This window comes from Pseudomonas sp. ZY71 (assembly GCF_036542145.1).
In the GTDB taxonomy this organism is placed as follows: Bacteria; Pseudomonadota; Gammaproteobacteria; order Pseudomonadales; family Pseudomonadaceae; genus Aquipseudomonas; species Aquipseudomonas koreensis_A.
Map to the genome: position 1 here is coordinate 3,171,874 of NZ_CP144274.1, position 17,678 is coordinate 3,189,551.

General features: G+C 59.4%; 16 protein-coding genes. 8 read left to right on the top strand and 8 right to left on the bottom strand.

Features of this window, described 5'->3' with window-relative positions; translation table 11 throughout:
• Positions 1-186 precede the first annotated feature (186 nt).
• Entirely contained in the window at positions 187-1,890 is a 1,704-nt protein-coding gene (locus VY732_RS14045) for an amidase (protein ID WP_331695731.1), read from the bottom strand.
• 269 nt (positions 1,891-2,159) lie between these two features.
• The gene (locus tag VY732_RS14050) at positions 2,160-3,542 is read right to left on the bottom strand and encodes an aspartate aminotransferase family protein (RefSeq protein WP_331695732.1); all 1,383 of its coding nucleotides are present in this window, start codon (positions 3,540-3,542) and stop codon (positions 2,160-2,162) included.
• 157 nt (positions 3,543-3,699) lie between these two features.
• On the opposite strand from VY732_RS14050, the gene VY732_RS14055 reads away from it, so the two are divergent.
• The gene (locus VY732_RS14055) at positions 3,700-4,305 is read left to right on the top strand and encodes a TetR/AcrR family transcriptional regulator (RefSeq protein ID WP_331695733.1); all 606 of its coding nucleotides are present in this window, start codon (positions 3,700-3,702) and stop codon (positions 4,303-4,305) included.
• A gap of 235 nt (positions 4,306-4,540) precedes the next feature.
• On the opposite strand, the gene VY732_RS14060 is transcribed toward VY732_RS14055, so the two are convergent.
• Positions 4,541-6,088, bottom strand: a complete 1,548-nt coding sequence (locus tag VY732_RS14060) for a hypothetical protein (RefSeq protein ID WP_331695734.1) — start codon at positions 6,086-6,088, stop codon at positions 4,541-4,543.
• A 449-nt stretch (positions 6,089-6,537) separates the two neighbouring features.
• Between VY732_RS14060 and VY732_RS14065 the strand changes: the two genes are divergently transcribed.
• The 4 genes from VY732_RS14065 (at position 6,538) to VY732_RS14080 (ending at position 9,887) form a co-directional block, all read left to right on the top strand.
• Positions 6,538-7,653, top strand: a complete 1,116-nt coding sequence (locus VY732_RS14065) for an AI-2E family transporter (protein ID WP_331695735.1) — start codon at positions 6,538-6,540, stop codon at positions 7,651-7,653.
• Between the two features lie 109 nt (positions 7,654-7,762).
• Positions 7,763-8,551: a DUF2092 domain-containing protein gene (locus VY732_RS14070; protein WP_331695736.1), complete on the top strand. Its 789-nt coding sequence runs from the start codon at positions 7,763-7,765 to the stop codon at positions 8,549-8,551.
• 1 nt (position 8,552) lies between these two features.
• On the top strand, positions 8,553-9,131 hold the full coding sequence (locus VY732_RS14075) for a hypothetical protein (RefSeq protein WP_331695737.1): 579 nt from the start codon (positions 8,553-8,555) through the stop codon (positions 9,129-9,131).
• A 111-nt stretch (positions 9,132-9,242) separates the two neighbouring features.
• Positions 9,243-9,887, top strand: coding sequence for a nucleotidyltransferase domain-containing protein (locus tag VY732_RS14080; RefSeq protein WP_331695738.1), 645 nt, complete (start codon positions 9,243-9,245; stop codon positions 9,885-9,887).
• Here VY732_RS14080 and VY732_RS14085 read toward each other — a convergent pair.
• On the bottom strand, positions 9,861-10,523 hold the full coding sequence (locus VY732_RS14085) for an NADPH-dependent F420 reductase (RefSeq protein WP_331695739.1): 663 nt from the start codon (positions 10,521-10,523) through the stop codon (positions 9,861-9,863). The genes VY732_RS14080 and VY732_RS14085 overlap by 27 nt on opposite strands.
• 99 nt (positions 10,524-10,622) lie before the next feature.
• Between VY732_RS14085 and VY732_RS14090 the strand changes: the two genes are divergently transcribed.
• Positions 10,623-11,510 carry a LysR family transcriptional regulator gene (locus VY732_RS14090; RefSeq protein WP_331695740.1) on the top strand — a complete coding sequence of 296 codons (888 nt, stop codon included), beginning with the start codon at positions 10,623-10,625 and terminating at the stop codon, positions 11,508-11,510.
• A 31-nt stretch (positions 11,511-11,541) separates the two neighbouring features.
• Here VY732_RS14090 and proP read toward each other — a convergent pair whose 3' ends face one another.
• The 3 genes from proP to VY732_RS14105 all read right to left on the bottom strand — a co-directional run bounded on the left by proP (position 11,542) and on the right by VY732_RS14105 (position 14,265).
• The gene (gene proP, locus VY732_RS14095) at positions 11,542-13,044 is read right to left on the bottom strand and encodes a glycine betaine/L-proline transporter ProP (RefSeq protein WP_034154137.1); all 1,503 of its coding nucleotides are present in this window, start codon (positions 13,042-13,044) and stop codon (positions 11,542-11,544) included.
• Between the two features lie 250 nt (positions 13,045-13,294).
• Positions 13,295-13,954, bottom strand: coding sequence for a DUF3313 domain-containing protein (locus VY732_RS14100; RefSeq protein ID WP_331695741.1), 660 nt, complete (start codon positions 13,952-13,954; stop codon positions 13,295-13,297).
• On the bottom strand, positions 13,954-14,265 hold the full coding sequence (locus VY732_RS14105) for a hypothetical protein (protein ID WP_077572959.1): 312 nt from the start codon (positions 14,263-14,265) through the stop codon (positions 13,954-13,956). The genes VY732_RS14100 and VY732_RS14105 overlap by 1 nt, the downstream gene beginning before the upstream one ends.
• A 147-nt stretch (positions 14,266-14,412) precedes the next feature.
• Between VY732_RS14105 and VY732_RS14110 the strand changes: the two genes are divergently transcribed.
• Positions 14,413-15,135, top strand: a complete 723-nt coding sequence (locus VY732_RS14110) for a response regulator (protein ID WP_116030254.1) — start codon at positions 14,413-14,415, stop codon at positions 15,133-15,135.
• The gene (locus VY732_RS14115) at positions 15,132-16,460 is read left to right on the top strand and encodes an ATP-binding protein (RefSeq protein WP_331695742.1); all 1,329 of its coding nucleotides are present in this window, start codon (positions 15,132-15,134) and stop codon (positions 16,458-16,460) included. The genes VY732_RS14110 and VY732_RS14115 overlap by 4 nt, the downstream gene beginning before the upstream one ends.
• 113 nt (positions 16,461-16,573) lie before the next feature.
• Here VY732_RS14115 and VY732_RS14120 read toward each other — a convergent pair whose 3' ends face one another.
• Entirely contained in the window at positions 16,574-17,677 is a 1,104-nt protein-coding gene (locus VY732_RS14120) for a GlxA family transcriptional regulator (protein ID WP_331695743.1), read from the bottom strand.
• Position 17,678: the final 1 nt, after the last annotated feature.

A 17,678-nucleotide genomic window follows, 5' to 3' on the forward strand; every position in this document is an offset into this window, starting at 1 on the left:
AATTTAACTGACAGACCGCTATCGCGAGCAGGCTCACTCCTACAGGGATTTGGGTTGAATGGGGATTTTGTGGCGGAGCTGAAACCTGTGGGAGCTGGCTTGCCAGCGATGGCGGTGTGTCAGTCAAGTTTATCCAGGCTGACACACCACATCGCGAGCAGGCTCACTCCTACAGTTTTGATCGCGTTACGACAGTGGCGGCGTACGCGGCGGGATCTGGCGTTTGCTGCCGGTCGATTCAAATGCGGCGGCCAGGCGCAGCAGGTTCGAGTCGTCGTAGGCGCGGCCGGCGAAGGTCAGGCCGACCGGCATGCCGATGTCGGCCATCACGCCCATCGGCACGGTGACGGTCGGCACGCCGAGGTGACGGATCGCGAGGTTGCCGTTGGCCACCCAGATGCCGTTGCTCCAAGCGATGTCGGCTGACTCAGGATTGACATCGGCGTCCGCCGGGCCGACATCGGCGACGGTCGGGAACAGCACGGCGTCGAGGCCCAGCTTATCCATCCACTCCTCAAGATCGATACGTCGAGTCTGCTCGAGACCGCGCAGGCCGTCGGGTACGGTAGAGATTTCATTCCACGGCGTGATGCCGCGCTCGGCCATGCGCACGTATTCATCCATGCCCGCAACCAGATCGCCCTCACGGTTGGGCAGCGTGCCCGGTTCGTGCGGGAAGATCTTCGGCCCGTCGACGTCGACCAAACGATTCAGTTTCGGGTCGCCGTTGGCTTGCAGGAAGTCGTCGAACGCCCACGCAGTCAGGTCCCACAGCTCATGGTGAAGGAACTCTTTCGAGACCAGACCACGGGTGAATACGGTTGGCGCACCGGGACGATCGCCTTCGCAGTTGGAGACCAGCGGGAAATCGGTTTCGACGACTTCGGCACCGGCCGCTTCGAGGGCCTGGCGCGCCTGCTTCCACAAGTCGATTACCGAAGCGCGGGTATTGATGCGCTGGCCGGTCGGGCCACCGATGCCGGGTGCTGCGCTGGTACCGGCTTCAGGGTCGGCGTTGATGAACATGCGTGGTACGGCGAATCGCTTGCCGGCCAGTGCTTTGGCGTCGGCGGCCAGATCGGCGTAAGCGACGGGGCGCACTTCGTTGACGCTCGGGATCGGCACCCACGGTTGCAGGCGCCAGAGGTCGCCACGGGTGTCCGGGTCTTCGGCGACGACGATGTCGAGGACTTCGAGCAAGTCAGCCATGGTCCGTGCGTAAGGCACGACCACGTCCATGGTCGGCGTCAACGGCCAGTTGCCGCGCACGGAAATCACCCCGCGCGACGGCGTGTAGGCGCACAAACCATTGTTCGACGCCGGGCCACGCCCGCTCGACCAGGTTTCTTCGGCCAGACCGAACGCAGCGAAACTCGCTGCCGTGGCGGTGCCAGCACCGTTCGACGAACCGGAGGCAAACGGCGCAGTCAGGTAATCGGCGTTGTAAGGGCTTTCAGCGCGACCGTAGACGCCGCGCTGCATGCCGCCATTGGCCATCGGCGGCATGTTGGTTTTGCCCAGGCAAATTGCCCCGGCCGCGCGCAGGCGTTCGATGGTGAAGGCATCGCGATAGGCAACCAGATCGACGAAGGCCGGGCTGCCGGACGCGGCGGTGAGGCCCTTGACCAGATAGCTGTCTTTGGCGGTGTAGGGAATGCCATCGAGCGGGCCGAGGGTTTCGCCTTTGGCACGACGGGCATCGGACGCCCGTGCTTCGTTCAACGCTTCAGGGTTGCGCACGACCACGGCATTTAGCGCCGTTGGGGTGTCGGCGCCATCGTAGGCATCGATGCGTGCGAGATATGCCTGCACCAGTTCGACTGCGGTGGTCTGGCCGGACTCAAGCGCGGCGCGCAGTTGGGCAATGGAAACTTCGGTGACTTCAATCATGCGCTCACCGCTGTTTGAATTTGGGTGTTTTTCCTGGAATGGGTGTTCATATCGGTTCTCGTTGCACAGCTATAAGCGACAAGGTTAAGACTGGCGCCTATTTAACACCAAGCGGCGTGCGGAGTAATCGACGGGATTGAATCTTGCCTGTTTTCAACCCGACTGACGCCATCGCGAGCAGGCTCACTCCTACAGGGGAACGCATTCCAAATGTAGGAGTGAGCCTGCTCGCGATAGCTGTATTCCGGCCGCCATATTCCTTCAGCCAATCACAAAACCCCGTACTCCCGCGCCGTCCGATCCACCGCAATCCGCGTCTTGTCGATCAACTCGTCCAGCTCCGCACGCGTGGCCACCAGCGCCGGGGCCATGATCATCCGCCCCAATGTCGAGCGAATGATCAGCCCTTCCTCAAAGCCAATCGTGCGGCAACGCCAGGCAATGTCGTTTTCATTGGCAAAGCGCTTGCGGCTGGCCTTGTCTTCAGCAAACTGCAACGCCGCCACCAGACCAACGCCCTGAATCTCTCCCACCAACGGGTGATTGCCAAACACCTCGCGCAAGCAATTCTGCAGATACGGTCCGGTATCGGATTTCACCTGCGCGACCACGCCTTCATCGCGCAAGGCCTTGAGGTTGGCAATCGCCACGGCGGCCGCCACCGGGTGGCCGGAATAGGTCAGGCCGTGGGCAAACACGCCGCCTTTTTCCACCAACGCCTCGGCCATGCGCCGCGACAGAATCAAACCGCCCATGGGGATGTAGCCGGAGGTCAGGCCCTTGGCGATCGACAGCGTGTCTGGCTCAAACCCGAACGTCTGATGCGCAAACCATTCGCCGGTACGGCCGAAACCGCCAATCACTTCGTCAGCACACAGCAACACATCGTATTGGCGGCAGATTCGCTGAATCTCCGGCCAGTACGTCGCCGGCGGAATGATCATGCCGCCCGCACCCTGAAACGGTTCGGCGACAAATGCGGCAACCTTGTCGGCGCCCAGTTCGAGAATCTTGTCTTCCAGTTGCCGCGCGGCTTGCAGGCCAAATTCTTGCGGGCTGAGATTACCTTCGTGGGCGAACCAGTACGGTTCATCGATATGCGCCACATCAGGAATGGTGCCGCCCATCTCGTGCATGAACTTCATCCCGCCCAACGCCGTCGCGGCGAGGGTCGAGCCGTGGTAGCCGTTCCAGCGGCCAATCATGATTTTCTTCTCGGGTTTGCCCATCACTTGCCAGAACTTGCGCACGGTGCGGATCAGCACTTCGTTGGCTTCGGAACCGGAGTTGGTGTAGATCGCGTGGCTGTAGTGCTTGGGCAGCAAGCTGAACAGCAGCTCGGACAGCTCGATTACCGCCGGGTGAGTGGTGTGGAAGAACATGTTGTAGTAGGGCAGTTGCTCCAACTGCGCGGTCGCGGCAGCGGCGAGATCCTTGCGCCCGTAACCGAGGTTGGTGCACCACAGGCCCGACATACCGTCCAGATAGCGATTGCCGTCGTTGTCCCACAACGCCAGCCGATCACCGCTGACCATCACCCTTGGGCCTTCCTCGTTGAGGGCCTTCTGATCAACGAACGCGTGGATGTGGTGAGCAGCGTCAGAGGCTTGGTAATCGCGGGTACTGCGGGTCGAATCGAATTCGGCGGACATGGCGGATCTCCAGAGCAAAGGGCAAGTGAGTGAGTTCGTTGCAGCGCTGCACGGAGAAAGTTTTGTCATCTAAAAATATTTTTGTAAAGAAAATATTTGTCGGTGAAAAAAGATCTCCGTAGGCTGAGGGCCATTGGCAAGGATCATCAGAGGCAACATGAGCGGACTCAGAGAACGTCAGAAGGAACAGCGCCGGCAAGTGATTGCCGAGGCGGCGCTCGAGTTGTTCAAGCGCAACGGCTTTGCGGCCACCACGCTGGACCAGATCGCCGTGCAGGCGGGGGTTTCCGCGCCGACGGTGGTGAATTATTTCGGCGGCAAGCAGGAGATTCTGCTGGCCTTGCTCAAGCAACCCGACGAGCAAGCCATGCGCGAGGCGCGGGCGAATCTGGACGAGGACAGCGATCCGCTGGAGGCGCTTTGCGAGTTCGAAGGGCTGATGACCGATTACCAGCTGCAGGCGATGCCGGCTTCGCTGTGGCGGGAGTTGGCGCCGTTTCTGCTGACCGGCGAACTGGCCGAAGCGATGAGCCCGTGGAATGCGGCGGTGATCGAAGAAACCAAAGCGCTGCTCCTGCATTTCCAGCAGACGGGCAAAGTGCGTGAATCGATCGATCTCGACGTGGTGGCGACGCTGTTCAACCAGTACGCGAACATGGCGTTTATTCGCTTGGCCACGCAGGAAGTCCCGGATCGGGCCGCGCACGCCTTGCACATGCGCGGGGTCTTGAATCTGTTGTGCCACGGCATGCTTGCGCGCTGATCGTCTCGATCAAAATCGCCATGAGCCTGTGTCGGTAAAGTCGCTCCAGTCCTGCCAGTTCACCGAACTCAACAGCGTCCATTGTTCGTTCAACTGATGGGCGTTGCTGTTGAAGAGTATTCTTTCGAAGCGCAAGCAGTGAAATCGATGAAGGCCGTTGATACTCCCCTGTTTCGACCCATCACCAAGAACCTCTCGCAGGAAATGGACTGTTCAAGGTTCTCGGGTTGCAACGTTAGTGTGAATTCACGGGAGATTGCTTGGGTCTGTTTTTCATCAAAGTGAACTCTTCCATTTCCAGTTTCAAGCGACTGTCGATGATGTCGTGCTGATCAAATCCCAGTCGGTTGTTGGTGGCGCTTATGTAGTAGTCATGAAGTTTTTTATTGTTTTGATCTTTTCGTTCGCGAGCCGAGTAATCAATCGCGTAGTGCATTTCTGTTGAAAAGGCCTGAGGGTTAAAGTCTTCTGCGTGAGAAAAGATGCGGCCATGAGTCGCCTTCCAATACGCCTTCATCATGGCGTAATCAAAGAACTTGAAAATATGTTTTCGTATCGATGCGTCCAGTTCTGGAAAAAGCTCGCGAAACTGACCCTGATACAATAAATTTTGCAGTGATGCCTCAATTGCAGATGAGCTTTCGCTCATCATGTCTGCTGCTGGGTAAAGCATTCCGCTTTTAATGTTAAGGAGGTTGTCAGACAGGCTTGAAGAAAATAACCAATAACGCGCTTCTTGATATTTCTTCACTTCCTCGATTACATAGAGGTCCACCAGTCGCTCGGCCAGAGTCATTAGTTCGATATCGGATTTACCCTTTACGTCGACTAAAGATATCTCTCGCAGCACAGCTTCAGACACATGCTGAGTGCTATGGATGTTATCTCCTGGATCTCGGAATCTCATCGGTCTTATCAAGAATTTGAAGGTATCCATGTTTTCCGTCACGCGTAGCGCAATCAACGCAGCACCTGTATCAGCAATCGATTCCGCAATGAGTTGACCCGTGTCCTCATCAATGTCCATGCCATATTTTTGTGTTGTATCCAAGTAGTTGCGGGTATGAACTGCCTGGTCGTGAGCATGGGTCATTTCATGAAAGAACGCCCACTGATTAAGTTCCTCCAGTGTGGTCGCGTAAGGCACAGCTCGCGGTGAGTCCTCTATAAAGTTGGTGGGCGACTCGGGCCGGAGAAAAGCTACCGATTGACCATCATCCAAACCGCTGCGATTAACGTTTGCTGTTGTGCTGTTTGAAAACATGTAACTTCGATCAATCAGAAAATTCCAGTCCTCCTTTGTGAAGTCAAAAAAGTATCTTCCGACAGGATTGTTGAGATATTTGAGCTTTCTGGTGGTCGTGCCCCCATCCCCGTGGTCTGGGTAGTTGAATTGAGCGTCAAGCTTGTTGGGGTAATTCACTAGGAAGAAATCTGACTTCGGGTCGCTTGGCAGAATAATAACCAAGTCTTTTCCGCCGAACTCCTTGGTGATTTCGGCGCTTTGCGAACTCATTTGTTGGCGAATATCTGAAATGGTGAGCGGTTTATAATTATTCAAGGCTCGGTTTATGTCGATGAATGCAAGATTAGCCTTTAGCTTTTCGCCGTCTCTTTGAATTGCTTTTAGACAGGGATACATGATCCATGAAAGCAACCCTGCGGCAACAAGTATAATTATCGGCGGCAGTGCGCGAAAGAAAGGCGCCGCTATCCTTTTTTTATTATGTGGCTTGTTATGTAAGTTGGAGTCGGGATTTGGAGAAACGTCCTTGGCACTCATAAAGGCCCTCAAAAAATAGTTGTCAGGTATCGATGTCTACTGGATGTACAACATGAAGTGCGATTGCAGGTTTGCGAGTCTGTAATCGTGAAAAGCCCACGTTTCCATAAGTAGCCCCGCACAGTTGCTGCTGGCAGCGGTAGTAGCCCGTCTAAGTCGGCCGGTTAAAAAAACACACAAAGATAAAAATATTGCGAGTGATGTTAACACGCCATCATCCGGGTCGGCAGGCCTTTGAACAGAGCATCAGTGGTCAGATATTCCACGGCGGCAGGCAATCTTATGCAGCATCCACATATGGCTGCTCGTGGTGCGGGATAAAAATTTGCTGAAAGGGTTGATGGGCCGGGTGTACGCCTGTTCCAGCTTGGCGGGAAAATTTACGGTGCCTGCCGGGATGTGAACTAGGCTCACAGCGGTTCAACGCTGGCCCAATCAGGAGAGCCGACATGGAAGACAAACCGCTGATAGCGTTTCAAAGTTCCAGAGCGCTGCTGGATGTGCTCATTCGAGCGGGGCTGATCACCGTTCTGGTGCTGTTCTGCTACGACATTTTCCATCCGTTTCTCAATGTCATGCTCTGGGCGCTGATCCTGGCCGTCACGCTGTATCCGCTGAATCAGCTGCTGGGCGCGAAACTCGGCAATCGCTACGGCTGGGCGGCAATCATTCTGGTGCTGCTGGGCCTGGTGATTCTGATGCTGCCGTTAAGTCTGTTGGGCGCGTCGATCGCCGATTCGATCAAGGGCAGCATGCACACGTTCGAGGCCGGGCAGTTCGAAATTCCGCCGCCCCCGGCCAGTGTGGAAGGCTGGCCGCTGATTGGCGCGCCGCTGTACGGCATCTGGACGCATGCGTCCCAGGATCTGAGCTGGGTGTTTCAGGAACTGGCGCCACACCTCAAGGACTGGAGCAAAGTGGTGTTGCATCAAGCCGCCGGTGTCGGAGCGGGCATTGTGGTGTTCGTGGTTGCCTTGATCGTCGCCGGGCTGATCATGCATCACGGCGAGCGCGGCCACCGCACAGCGGTGGCTGTCACCACACGCATTTCCGGGCCGGTGCGCGGCCCGCAGATTGCCGAACTGTGCACGGCAACCATCCGCGCCGTGGCGCAGGGCGTGGTTGGCATCGCGTTTATTCAGATGCTGCTGGTCGGCGTGGCGCTGGTGGTCATGGGCGTACCAGCGGCCGGTGTTCTCGCCTTGATGGTGTTGCTGCTGGGCATCACCCAATTGCCGGTGTTGCTGATCACGCTGCCCATCGTGATTTATGTCTTCGCCGTGGACGGGGTCAGCGCCGGCACGATTATCTTTGCGGTGTGGATGGCGATTGCCGGGCTTGCCGACAACGTGCTCAAGCCGATGTTGCTGGGGCGCGGCGTCGCGGTGCCGATGCCGGTGGTGCTGATTGGCGCACTGGGTGGCATGGTCACCAGCGGCATTATCGGTCTGTTCACTGGGCCGGTGATCCTCGCGGTTGGCTATGAATTGTTCATCGGTTGGGTGTATCAACCGGCCGATGTCACCGAGCTTCTGGAGAGCCAGCGCAAAGAACATCTGCCGTGACATTCACCCCCTCTCGCTGATGCATTGGCGTACCCCCGGACTGAGGTCTAGGCTGGTCAATCAGTCGCCCTTCGGGCGCAATGCCCACCCAGGGACAGGAGCGGAACCGATGAAAGCCCCAGCCAGTATTGTCTGCCTGATGTTCACACTGGTTCTCGCGCCGGGAGCCCGCGCCGAAGACCCGCCGGCTACGCCCACTGCCGAGGCCACGGACGACGCGCCGTTGATCAACCCGCAAGTGGTCGACAAGCTCATCGACATGGGCAATTACCTGCGCAGCCTGCCGAAGTTTCAGGTCGATGCTCAAGTCTCGCGCGACACGGTTCTGGAGTCCGGGCAGAAGATCAAGACCGAGTCCGCCAACACCCTTAAAGTGATCGGCCAGGATCGTTTGTATGCGAAAAGCGAAGGCGACGTGCGCACCCGCGAGTTCTTCTATAACGGCAAAAAACTCACCCAGTATTCGCCGTACCTGAAGTACTACACCACCGTCGACGCCCCGGCCACCGTCGCGGAAACCCTGCACAAGGTGGAGAACTTCTACGGTGTGCAGGTACCGATGGAGGACCTGTTTCTGTTCGGCAGTGATCAGGCGCAGATCGATGCCTTGAAAGCCGCGCTGTACGTGGGCCCGTCGGTCATCAAGGGCCAGCTCTGCGACCATTTGGCGTTTCGCCAGGAAGGCATCGACTGGCAATTGTGGCTGACCCGTTCTGACAAACCTTTGCCGTGCAAACTGGTGATCACTACTACTGACGAGAAGAGCTTCCCCGAGTACAGCGCGGTGTATCAGTGGAACCTCAAGCCGACCATCCCGGACACGCAATTCACCTTCAAACCGGGCAAAGGCGATGTGGCGATTGCGTTTAAAAAAGCCAGCGATCAGGGAGGGCAGTGACATGAACAAGTCGATGATGTGGAGTCTGTTGTTGTCGCTGGCCGTCGCCACGCTGCTCACCGCCGGTTATGTCGCCGAAGCCGACGCCCGGGGGCAACGCGCTCAGGGACATGCCCGCGCCAACGTCAACCGCGCGCCGGCGCCGAATGCGCAACGGGCGCAGCGCATCAATGCGCCACAGCGCAGCAACAATGTCAGCGCCGGCAATCGGGTCAATTCGGGCAATCGGGTCAATGCCGGCAACAATGTCGGCAACCGCACGAACGTCAATAACAGCAATCGCAACGTCAACCGTAATGTCAATATCGATAACAGTCGCGATGTCGATATTGATGTCGACGGCCATGGCCGTTATGGCTACGACGATCACTACCATCCGCTGGCGGCCGCAGCGGCGGTCACGGCAACCGTCGCGGTCACGGCGGCGGTGGTGGGCTCGATCTTTACCCCGGCGCAAATGCCCAGCAGTTGTGTGCAGGTGATTCAGTACAACGTCGCCTACATGCAGTGCGGTTCGACCTGGTACCAGCCGCAGTATCAGGGCAGTGATGTGACGTATGTGGTGGTCAATGCGCCTTGAGTCACGTGCGATCGGATTCAAGGCTAGCTGATAAAAATGTTGAGCCGGGTGGTGAAAGCAGGTCGAATGGCGCCGTTACGAAGCCCTTCGATTAATCTACGAGCCCCAGACATGACAACAGCCCATCCGGTGGTGCCCGACCAAAAGCAATGGCAAGCCTGGACACCCGATGAGTTGGCGCGGCGACTGCGTTCGGTAGACCGCCCATGGTGTGTGGTCGGTGGCTGGGCGCTGGACCTTTGGCTCGGTCGGCAAACCCGCGCGCACAGTGACCTGGAATTCACGGTGCTTCGGGCCGATTTCGCCTGTTTTCGCCAGGCACTCGGTGATCTCGATTTCTATGCAGTAAAGGACGGTACGTTCCAGTTTCTGTCAGCGACTTGCGTGCCCGCCGAAGACGTTTTTCAGATATGGGCTTACGACCGCACCGCACCGGCCTGGCGCGTGGACGTGATGATCGAGCCGGGCACCCCGCAAACCTGGACCTATAAACGCGATCCGTCGATTACCGGTCCACGCGCGGAAATGGTTCTGCAAAGCACGGGCGGCATCCCGTATCTGCGACCTGCCGCCGTTCTCTTGTTCAAAGCCAAGCACACGCGCCCCAAAGACCGCATCGACTTCACGACGGTCTGGCCTGATTTGTCTGCGCCGGAGCGCGCGTGGCTAATTCGGCATCTGACGCTGTTGCACCCAGAGCACGACTGCCTCAGCAGCGTTCAGGTGTTATCAGCGCCGCCAGCTGCCCAAGGGTAATTCGACCTCGCGCTCGGCAGCAGCCAAGGCGATCTCCAGCCCGGACTTGTCCAGCGGCGCGCAGTAAGCCGGTTTCGCCCGCTCGAATCGCCAGCTCTCATCGAGGCTTCCGGCGTCGACCGCATCGAAGCCAAGTTCGTCCAGCAAACCCACGACCAACGCCTTGGCGTCAGCGTCATCTGCGGCGACGGGCAGGGCGCGCCGCTCGCTGGAGCCGTGCGGCCGGGTATCGGTGAGCAGGTCTGCGGCGAGGATGGCATTGAATACCTTGACCACCGTGGCGCCGCGCAAATGCTCGGCAAGCAAACGGCTGGTGGTGGTCTGGAAGGTGTCGAGTGCGGCGATGTGGCCATCGCGATCGGGGTAATAGTTGTTGGCATCGAGCACGGTTTTGCCCTCGAACCACGCCGGCGGCAGGCTCGGGATGTGTTCGTAGGGGATGGCCAGCAACACCACGTCGGCAAACTGCGTGGCCTGTTCGGCCGTGCCGATCTGGCAGCCGGTGATGCCGGCGAGCACGCTGCTCATGGTCTGCGGGCCGCGGGAGTTACTGAGCATCACTTCGTGCCCGGCGGCGAGGGCGATTTGCGCGACGGCGCGCCCGATGAAGCCGGCTCCAACGATTCCAATGCGCATGGTGTGTTCCTCTTTCAGGTGGGGAGCCACTATGATGATTGCTGATCAGATGCAGATAAATTGCACTCTGTTACTTACTTTCGCTAACAGGAGTTTCGAATGGATCGGCTGTCCAGCATGGCGGCTTTCGTGATGGCGGCCGAAGCGGGCTCGTACGCCAGTGCCGCGCAACGCCTCGACATGTCAGCGCAAATGGTCGCCAAGCACGTGGCCGCTCTTGAGCAACGGCTCGGCGCACGGTTGCTCAATCGCACCACGCGCCGGCAAAGCCTGACCGAGCTGGGCCAGGCCTATTACGAGCGCTGCAAGCACATCGTCACTGAGGCAGAAGCCGCTGATTCGCTGGCGCAGATCATGAACGACACGCCGCGCGGCAAGCTCAGGATCAGCGCGCCGGTGAGCTTTGGCTCTTACAGTCTGATGCCGTTCGTGACCGCGTTCTTGCGCGAGTACCCCGAGGTGGAAATCGACCTGCACTTGACCGACCGTGCCGTGGATCTGGTAGAGGAGGGGTTTGAGGTGGCTTTTCGGATCGGCCCGCTGGCGACGGCCAGTCTGACCGCCAGACCGTTGGCTGCGTATCGCTTGATCGTTTGTGCAGCGCCGCGCTATCTGGCCGAACACGGCACGCCGCAAGTGCCCGCCGATCTGCAACAGCATGAGTGCTTGGGGTATGCATACTGGTCACGGCCCGCCGACCACGAGTGGTCGTTTTTCAACGGCGCCCAAGTCGAGCGTGTGCCGGTGCGCAGTCGCTTGCACGTCAACGAGAGCAAGGCGCTGTTGTCAGCGGCGATTGATGGGTTCGGGATTGTGCTGGGGCCTGCCGATTTTCTTGAGCCGGCATTGCGCAGGGGGGAATTGGTGAGGTTGTTGGAGGGCTTTGAGGCGCCGAGCAGAGCGATGCATTTGCTGTACACCGCGCATCGGCAGAAGACCGCGAAAGTTCGCCAGTTCATCGATGCCGCAGTCAGCCGATTTGGCTGACCGGGCGATTCGGATGCGCGAATAAAGCGATTCAGTTGATTCGCGGATGCTGCTGCACCAGTTCCTTGCGCTTGGCTTCCAGCGCAGCGATTTCAGCGTCGATGTCTTCGATTTTCTGCTCGATGTTGTCGTGGTGCTCTTGCAGCAGTTCCTTGGCTTCTTCGAGGTCAGAGGCCGCCGGCGCAGCGCCACGCAACGGCTTGTTGGCGGTTTCCTTCATGGTCACACCGGTGGCCAGACCGACCACGGCGATGACCATCAGGTAATACGCCGGCATGTACAGATCGTTGGTGCTTTCGACCAGCCAGGCGACCACGGTCGGGGTCAGGCCGGCAATCAATACCGAGACGTTGAAAGCCGCCGCCAGCGCGCTGTAGCGAATGTGCGTGGGGAACATCGCCGGCAGCGTCGAGGCCATGACGCCGATAAAGAAGTTCAGCAACACGGCCAGCATCAGCAGGCCGGCGAAGATCAAACCGATCTTGCCGCTGTTGATCAACATGAAGGCCGGGATCGCCAGAATGAACAAACCGATGCTGCCGACCACGATAAAAGGCTTGCGGCCAATCTTGTCGCTGATGAAACCGATTGCCGGCTGCACAAACAGCATGCCGACCATGATCGCGATGATGATCAGCACGCCACGGTTTTCGCTGTAATGCAGGTTGTGCGACAGGTAACTCGGCATGTAGGTGAGCAGCATGTAGTAGGTGACGTTGGTCACCGCCACTACACCGATGCAGGTCATCAGGCTGCGCCAGTGTTTGGTCGCGACCTCCTTGAACGAGACTTTCGGGCCACCGGCGAGGCCTTCGCGATCGCCTTGCTCAAGCTTTTCAACGTGCTGCTGGAACGCCGGGGTTTCTTCCAGGGCGTGACGCAGATAAAGGCCGATCATGCCCAGTGGCAAGGCGAGGAAGAACGGCAGACGCCAGCCCCATTCCTCGAACTTGGCTTCGCCCAGCGTGGTTGAGATCAACACCACCACACCGGCACCGAGGACGAAACCGGCAATCGAGCCGAAATCCAGCCAACTGCCGAGGAAGCCGCGTTTGCGGTCCGGCGCATATTCAGCGACGAAGATCGACGCACCGGTGTATTCGCCACCGACCGAGAAACCCTGGGCCATTTTCGCCAACAGCAACAGGATCGGTGCCCAGATGCCGATCGAGGCATAGGACGGAATCAGGCCGATGGCAAAGGTGCTCAGCGACATGATCACGATGGTCGCGGCGAGGACTTTCTGTCGTCCGTACTTGTCGCCCAATGCGCCGAAGAACAAGCCGCCCAGCGGCCGGATCAGGAAGGGCACCGAGAACGTCGCCAGCGCGGCAATCATCTGCGTGCCCGGGTCGGCGCCGGGGAAGAACACTTTGCCGAGCACATAGGCGACAAAGCCGTAGACACCAAAATCGAACCATTCCATGGCATTGCCCAGTGCGGCGGCGGTGATCGCCTTGCGCATCTTGGCGTCGTCGACAATGGTGATGTCTTTCAGGCCAATCGGCTTGACGGTTTTCTTGCGTGATTTCATCCGGGTCTTCTCTTTGCTGATCCATCGTGCCGCGTAGATGCCATCTATTTGATGGCGCGTACTCTTTGGCTCAGATACATGAGGACACGAAATAATTCACTGCTCGCTGCTTTTTTTCCTGGCGCACCTGTGTGGGAGCTGCCGAAGGCTGCGATTGATCGTTCCCACGCTCTGCGTGGGAATGCAGCCGGGGACGCTCCGCGTCCCAACAAGATCGCAGCCTTCGGCAGCTCCTACAGGGGACATGTGTTTACCGGCGGATGGCCGTATACGATTGCCGCAGGTCGCTAGCCCAGCCATCCAGCACCACCTTGACGTCATCGGCAGTCAGCACCTGTTTGTCGTTCTCCAGCGGCACACCGGTGCCTTTGCGCACCACTTCGGCAATCACTTCGCCGGTCGAACCGTCCTCGAACGACACCTCGGTGGCAACCTTGCTGTCCTGATCACGGATGCCGGTCACCGTACTGACACCGGCAGCGACGAGGGTGACCGGCAGCCACTCATAAAAGCGCAAACCCTGAGTGCTGGTCGCCACTTGCGTGATAGCGGGGCGCACTATCAGGGTGTTCGGCCCGGGTTGATTGACCAGATGCATCACTTTGCTCAATTCCAGCCGCAGCGCCGCGTCGTAGTAGTCAGTGACGCCGGACAGGGTGCTCAACGGAATCCGTTGCGTCGGCTCGGCACTCGGGTAGAACTGACTTGGCGCCAGATAAACCTGGGTGTATCGACCCCGGGCGAGGGCCGGGCTGACCCACGCCAACACGGGTTGCCCGGACGGCGACTGGCGCTCGGTCAACACGCTGTAGTCATGCAGAAACCCTGTGTGTTCCGGCGTTTTGTTGCTGCACGCCGCCAGGCTCAGCGTGGCGACAATTGACAGCGACAGCGAACGAATACGCGACATCAAACGGCTTCCTTGTTTTGCGCCAGGTTGTCCGAGCATTCGATGTGCAATCGGCCATGGGCCATGATCCAGTTCATGAGATCGGCGGTGTTGACGCTGTGCACGTATTCCACCCAGTGCGCATTGGTCGGGCTGAAATGCTCGAAGTAACGGCGCAGAACCACCGTACCCTGATCAATGGAAACCCCCAGGCACGATTCCTGAAAGACCACCGGTGTGTCCGGGCCGAGCGCGGCGGTGCGCTGGCTGAGAATCAGTGGTCGATTGCCGTTGTGCTGCGCGACGCCCGGTTTTTTGTTTATGACCTTCATGCCAATCCCCCTGCTTGAAATACCGGCAGAGTGCCCGCGAGGTTTTGCCAGAGAATGTCCGCTTGATGTCTGGCGCGTAGAAATGTTGCTCGATTGAAATAAATGACCCGGGCGGCAAAATGGCTTTAGATTGGCTTTTTTTGGTGCATGGATCCTGTGACTGTGAGCAGACTGCTGTTCGTCGACGACGACGTGGAAATCCTCGCGCTGCTGAAGAAGTTCTTCGTGCAGCACGCCTATGAAGTCGACGTGGCGCCGCACGGCGAAGCCATGTGGGCGGCGATCGCGCAGAACCGTCCGGACACGATCATTCTTGATCTGATGATGCCCGGCGAAAGCGGCCTGAGCCTGTGTCAGAAGGTGCGCGCGCAATTGGGCATTCCAATCATCATGCTCACCGCCATGGCCGAGTTGAGCGATCGCATTGTCGGGCTGGAACTGGGCGCGGACGATTACCTGACCAAACCGTTCGCCCCGCAGGAATTGCTCGCCCGGGTGCGCGCTTTGCAGCGTCGTGCCGGTGAACAGCGCAATCCGGTCGAGCCTTCGCGACCGGTGATTGCCTTCGCCGGTTGGCATCTGGACATCACCTGTCGCGAATTGCGCTCACCGGAAAACGTGATGATTCCGCTGTCCGGTGGCGAGTTCGATTTGCTCGTGGTGTTCCTCGATCACCCGCAGCGCATCCTCACTCGCGAGCAATTGATCGACCTGACCCACGGCCACGGCCATGACGCTTTCGATCGCAGCATCGATGTGCAAGTCAGTCGCCTGCGGCGCAAGATCGAACCCGACAGCAAGCGCCCGGACCTGATTCGTACGGTGCGCAACGGCGGCTATCTGTTCACCGCCAAGGTCACTCGCTCGTGATTCGCCGGCTGTGGCGCGGCGACACCCTGCGCCGACACATCGCCCTGACCATCGTGGCGGCGATGCTCGCTTCGCTGGCGTTGAATGCGCTGTTCGTGCAAGTCGCCGGCATCTGGGCGCGACCACCGATTGAACGCACCGGCCTGCTGGAGCAGATTGCCGCGACCTCGCGGGTGATCGAGGCGGCCCCGGCCAACCTGCGCCCGCAACTGGCCGCGGCGGCGAGCAGCGCCATGCTGCAGGTGTCGTGGCAAGCGCAGCGCGCGGATTTCGATCTGCCCAATGACGGCCTTCGTCTGCCAGCGAGCAGGGTGCCGGTGCTCCAGCAACTGCTGGGCAATGATCGAAAAATCGAGGTGTTCAGCCCAGGCGATTGGCCGAACGGCAGTCCCCAGGCGCATTACGCCGCCGTCGTGCAATTGGTCGATGGCAGTTGGTTGTCATTTATCCCGCCGGAGCGCAGTTGGGGTCTGGAATTTGGCGTGCGCATCGCGATCGTCATCGCCTTGGGACTGATTGCCACATTGCTCGTCGCCTGGGTCGCCACCCGGCAACTGGCCAACCCCTTGCAGCGTTTCACGCGGGCCGCCAGACGTTTCGGCACCGATCTGCGCGCACCGCCGATCAAGCTTGAAGGCCCCGACGAAATCCGCCAGGCAATCATCGCCTTCAACACCATGCAAGCGCAGATTCAGCATTTCATCGCCGAGCGCACGCACATGCTCGCGTCAATTTCCCACGACCTGCGTGCACCGCTTACACGCATGCGTTTGCGCAGTGAGTTCATGGAAGACCTCGATCATCAGGGCAAACTGATTCGCGACGTTGAAGAGATGCAGTCAATGATCAACGCTGCATTGGCGTTCTTCCGCGAAGACACCCACCGCGAGCAAACCACCGCGTTCGATCTGTCGGAGCTGCTGCAAACCATCGTCGACGATTACCGCGATCAGCAGATCAATGTCGATTTCGATGGCCCGGCGCATCTGGTGTACGAAGGCCGGCCGCTGGGGATCAAGCGGGTGATCGTCAATCTGCTCGAGAATGCGCTGAAGTATGCGCAGCGTCCGGTCATTGCGTTGACGCGTGACGAGTATTCGATCTGCATCGAGGTCAGCGACGAAGGCCCAGGGATTCCCGAGGCAGCGCTGGAGCAAGTGTTCGATCCGTTCTTCCGTCTGGAAGCTTCGCGCAATCGTGACACCGGCGGTGTGGGCCTCGGGCTGTCGGCGGCACGGGCGATTGCGCGCGAGCAGGGTGGCGAGTTGACGTTGAGCAACCGCCACGGTGGAGGGTTGTTGGCGCGAGTCGAACTGCCACTCTAGGGCGGACAGCTTGTACGAAGTTCGCTGGAACACTTTGAAGCATTCGAGCGGCGTAGGCGTCTATCTGGAACATTGCCGGCGCTATGCGCTGCAGCATTGATCCACGCAGCGAGTCATTGGGCCAGCCCGGCGAGTGCAATGCCCAACGGCTGCGCCGCTCCCGTCGCAGCGGCTTTCATTTCACTGCGATAGCCGTGGGGACTGATGCCCAAATGCTTCTGGAAGGCCCGGCGCATACGTTCCTCGCGGCCAAATCCCGCCGTTTCGGCAATGCGCTTGATCGGCTCGCGGGTGGTCTTGAGTAGTCGAGTCGCCGTCTCCAGACGCAGGTTCTCCACCGCTTGCGCCGGGGTTTCTCCGGTGGCGGCGACATAGGCACGGGCAAAATGGCGCGGACTCATGCCGAATTGTTCGGCCAGCCGCTCGACGCGCAAGTCTCCGTTCAGGTTCGCCGCAATCCAGGCGTGCAGCCGCGCCAGACGCGCGTCCGGGTCGGTGCGCAGGGCCTTGGATTGAGCATTGAGCGAGGCACTGAGCTGCGGCTGTTCGGCATCACGCCACATGAACACCGTGAAGTACCGCGCCAGGGCCAGCGCCGCGTCGGCACCGAGGTCTTGTTCAACCAGACCAAGGGCCAGATCGATACCGGCGGTGGCGCCGCCGCAAGTCCAGAGGTTGCCATCGTGCAGATACAGCGCATCGGTCTGGCAGCGTACCGCTGGGTAGCGCGCCTGCAGTTCGGCAGCGAATTTCCAGTGTGTCACCACTTCGCGACCATCGAGCAGGCCCGCTGCGGCCAAGGCAAACGACCCCGTACCGATCGAGCACAGCCGACGGATGTCAACCGAGCGGCGGCGTAGCCAAGCGCACGCGGCTTCGTCAGCTTCAAGCGCGGCCATGCCCGGCCCACCGGCGACGATCAGCGTGTCGATCACCGGGGCCATGGCATCGATCTGTTCCAGCGAACAGGTGGTCACGCTGATGCCGGAAATGGACATCACCTGACCGCCACGCGGCGATGCCACCAGCAAGCGGTACGGCGGACTTGCGCTGTAGGGCGCAGCCAACACGCGCGGTATGGCTGCGAACACCTCAAGCGGGCCGGCCGCATTGAGCAGCAGCAAGTCATCGAACGCCAACACCACGACAGTGCGAGCAGGCAGCGGCGCGGCGTCCGTCATGGCAGCAAAGGAGGGGTGTTTGGCATGGAGCGACACG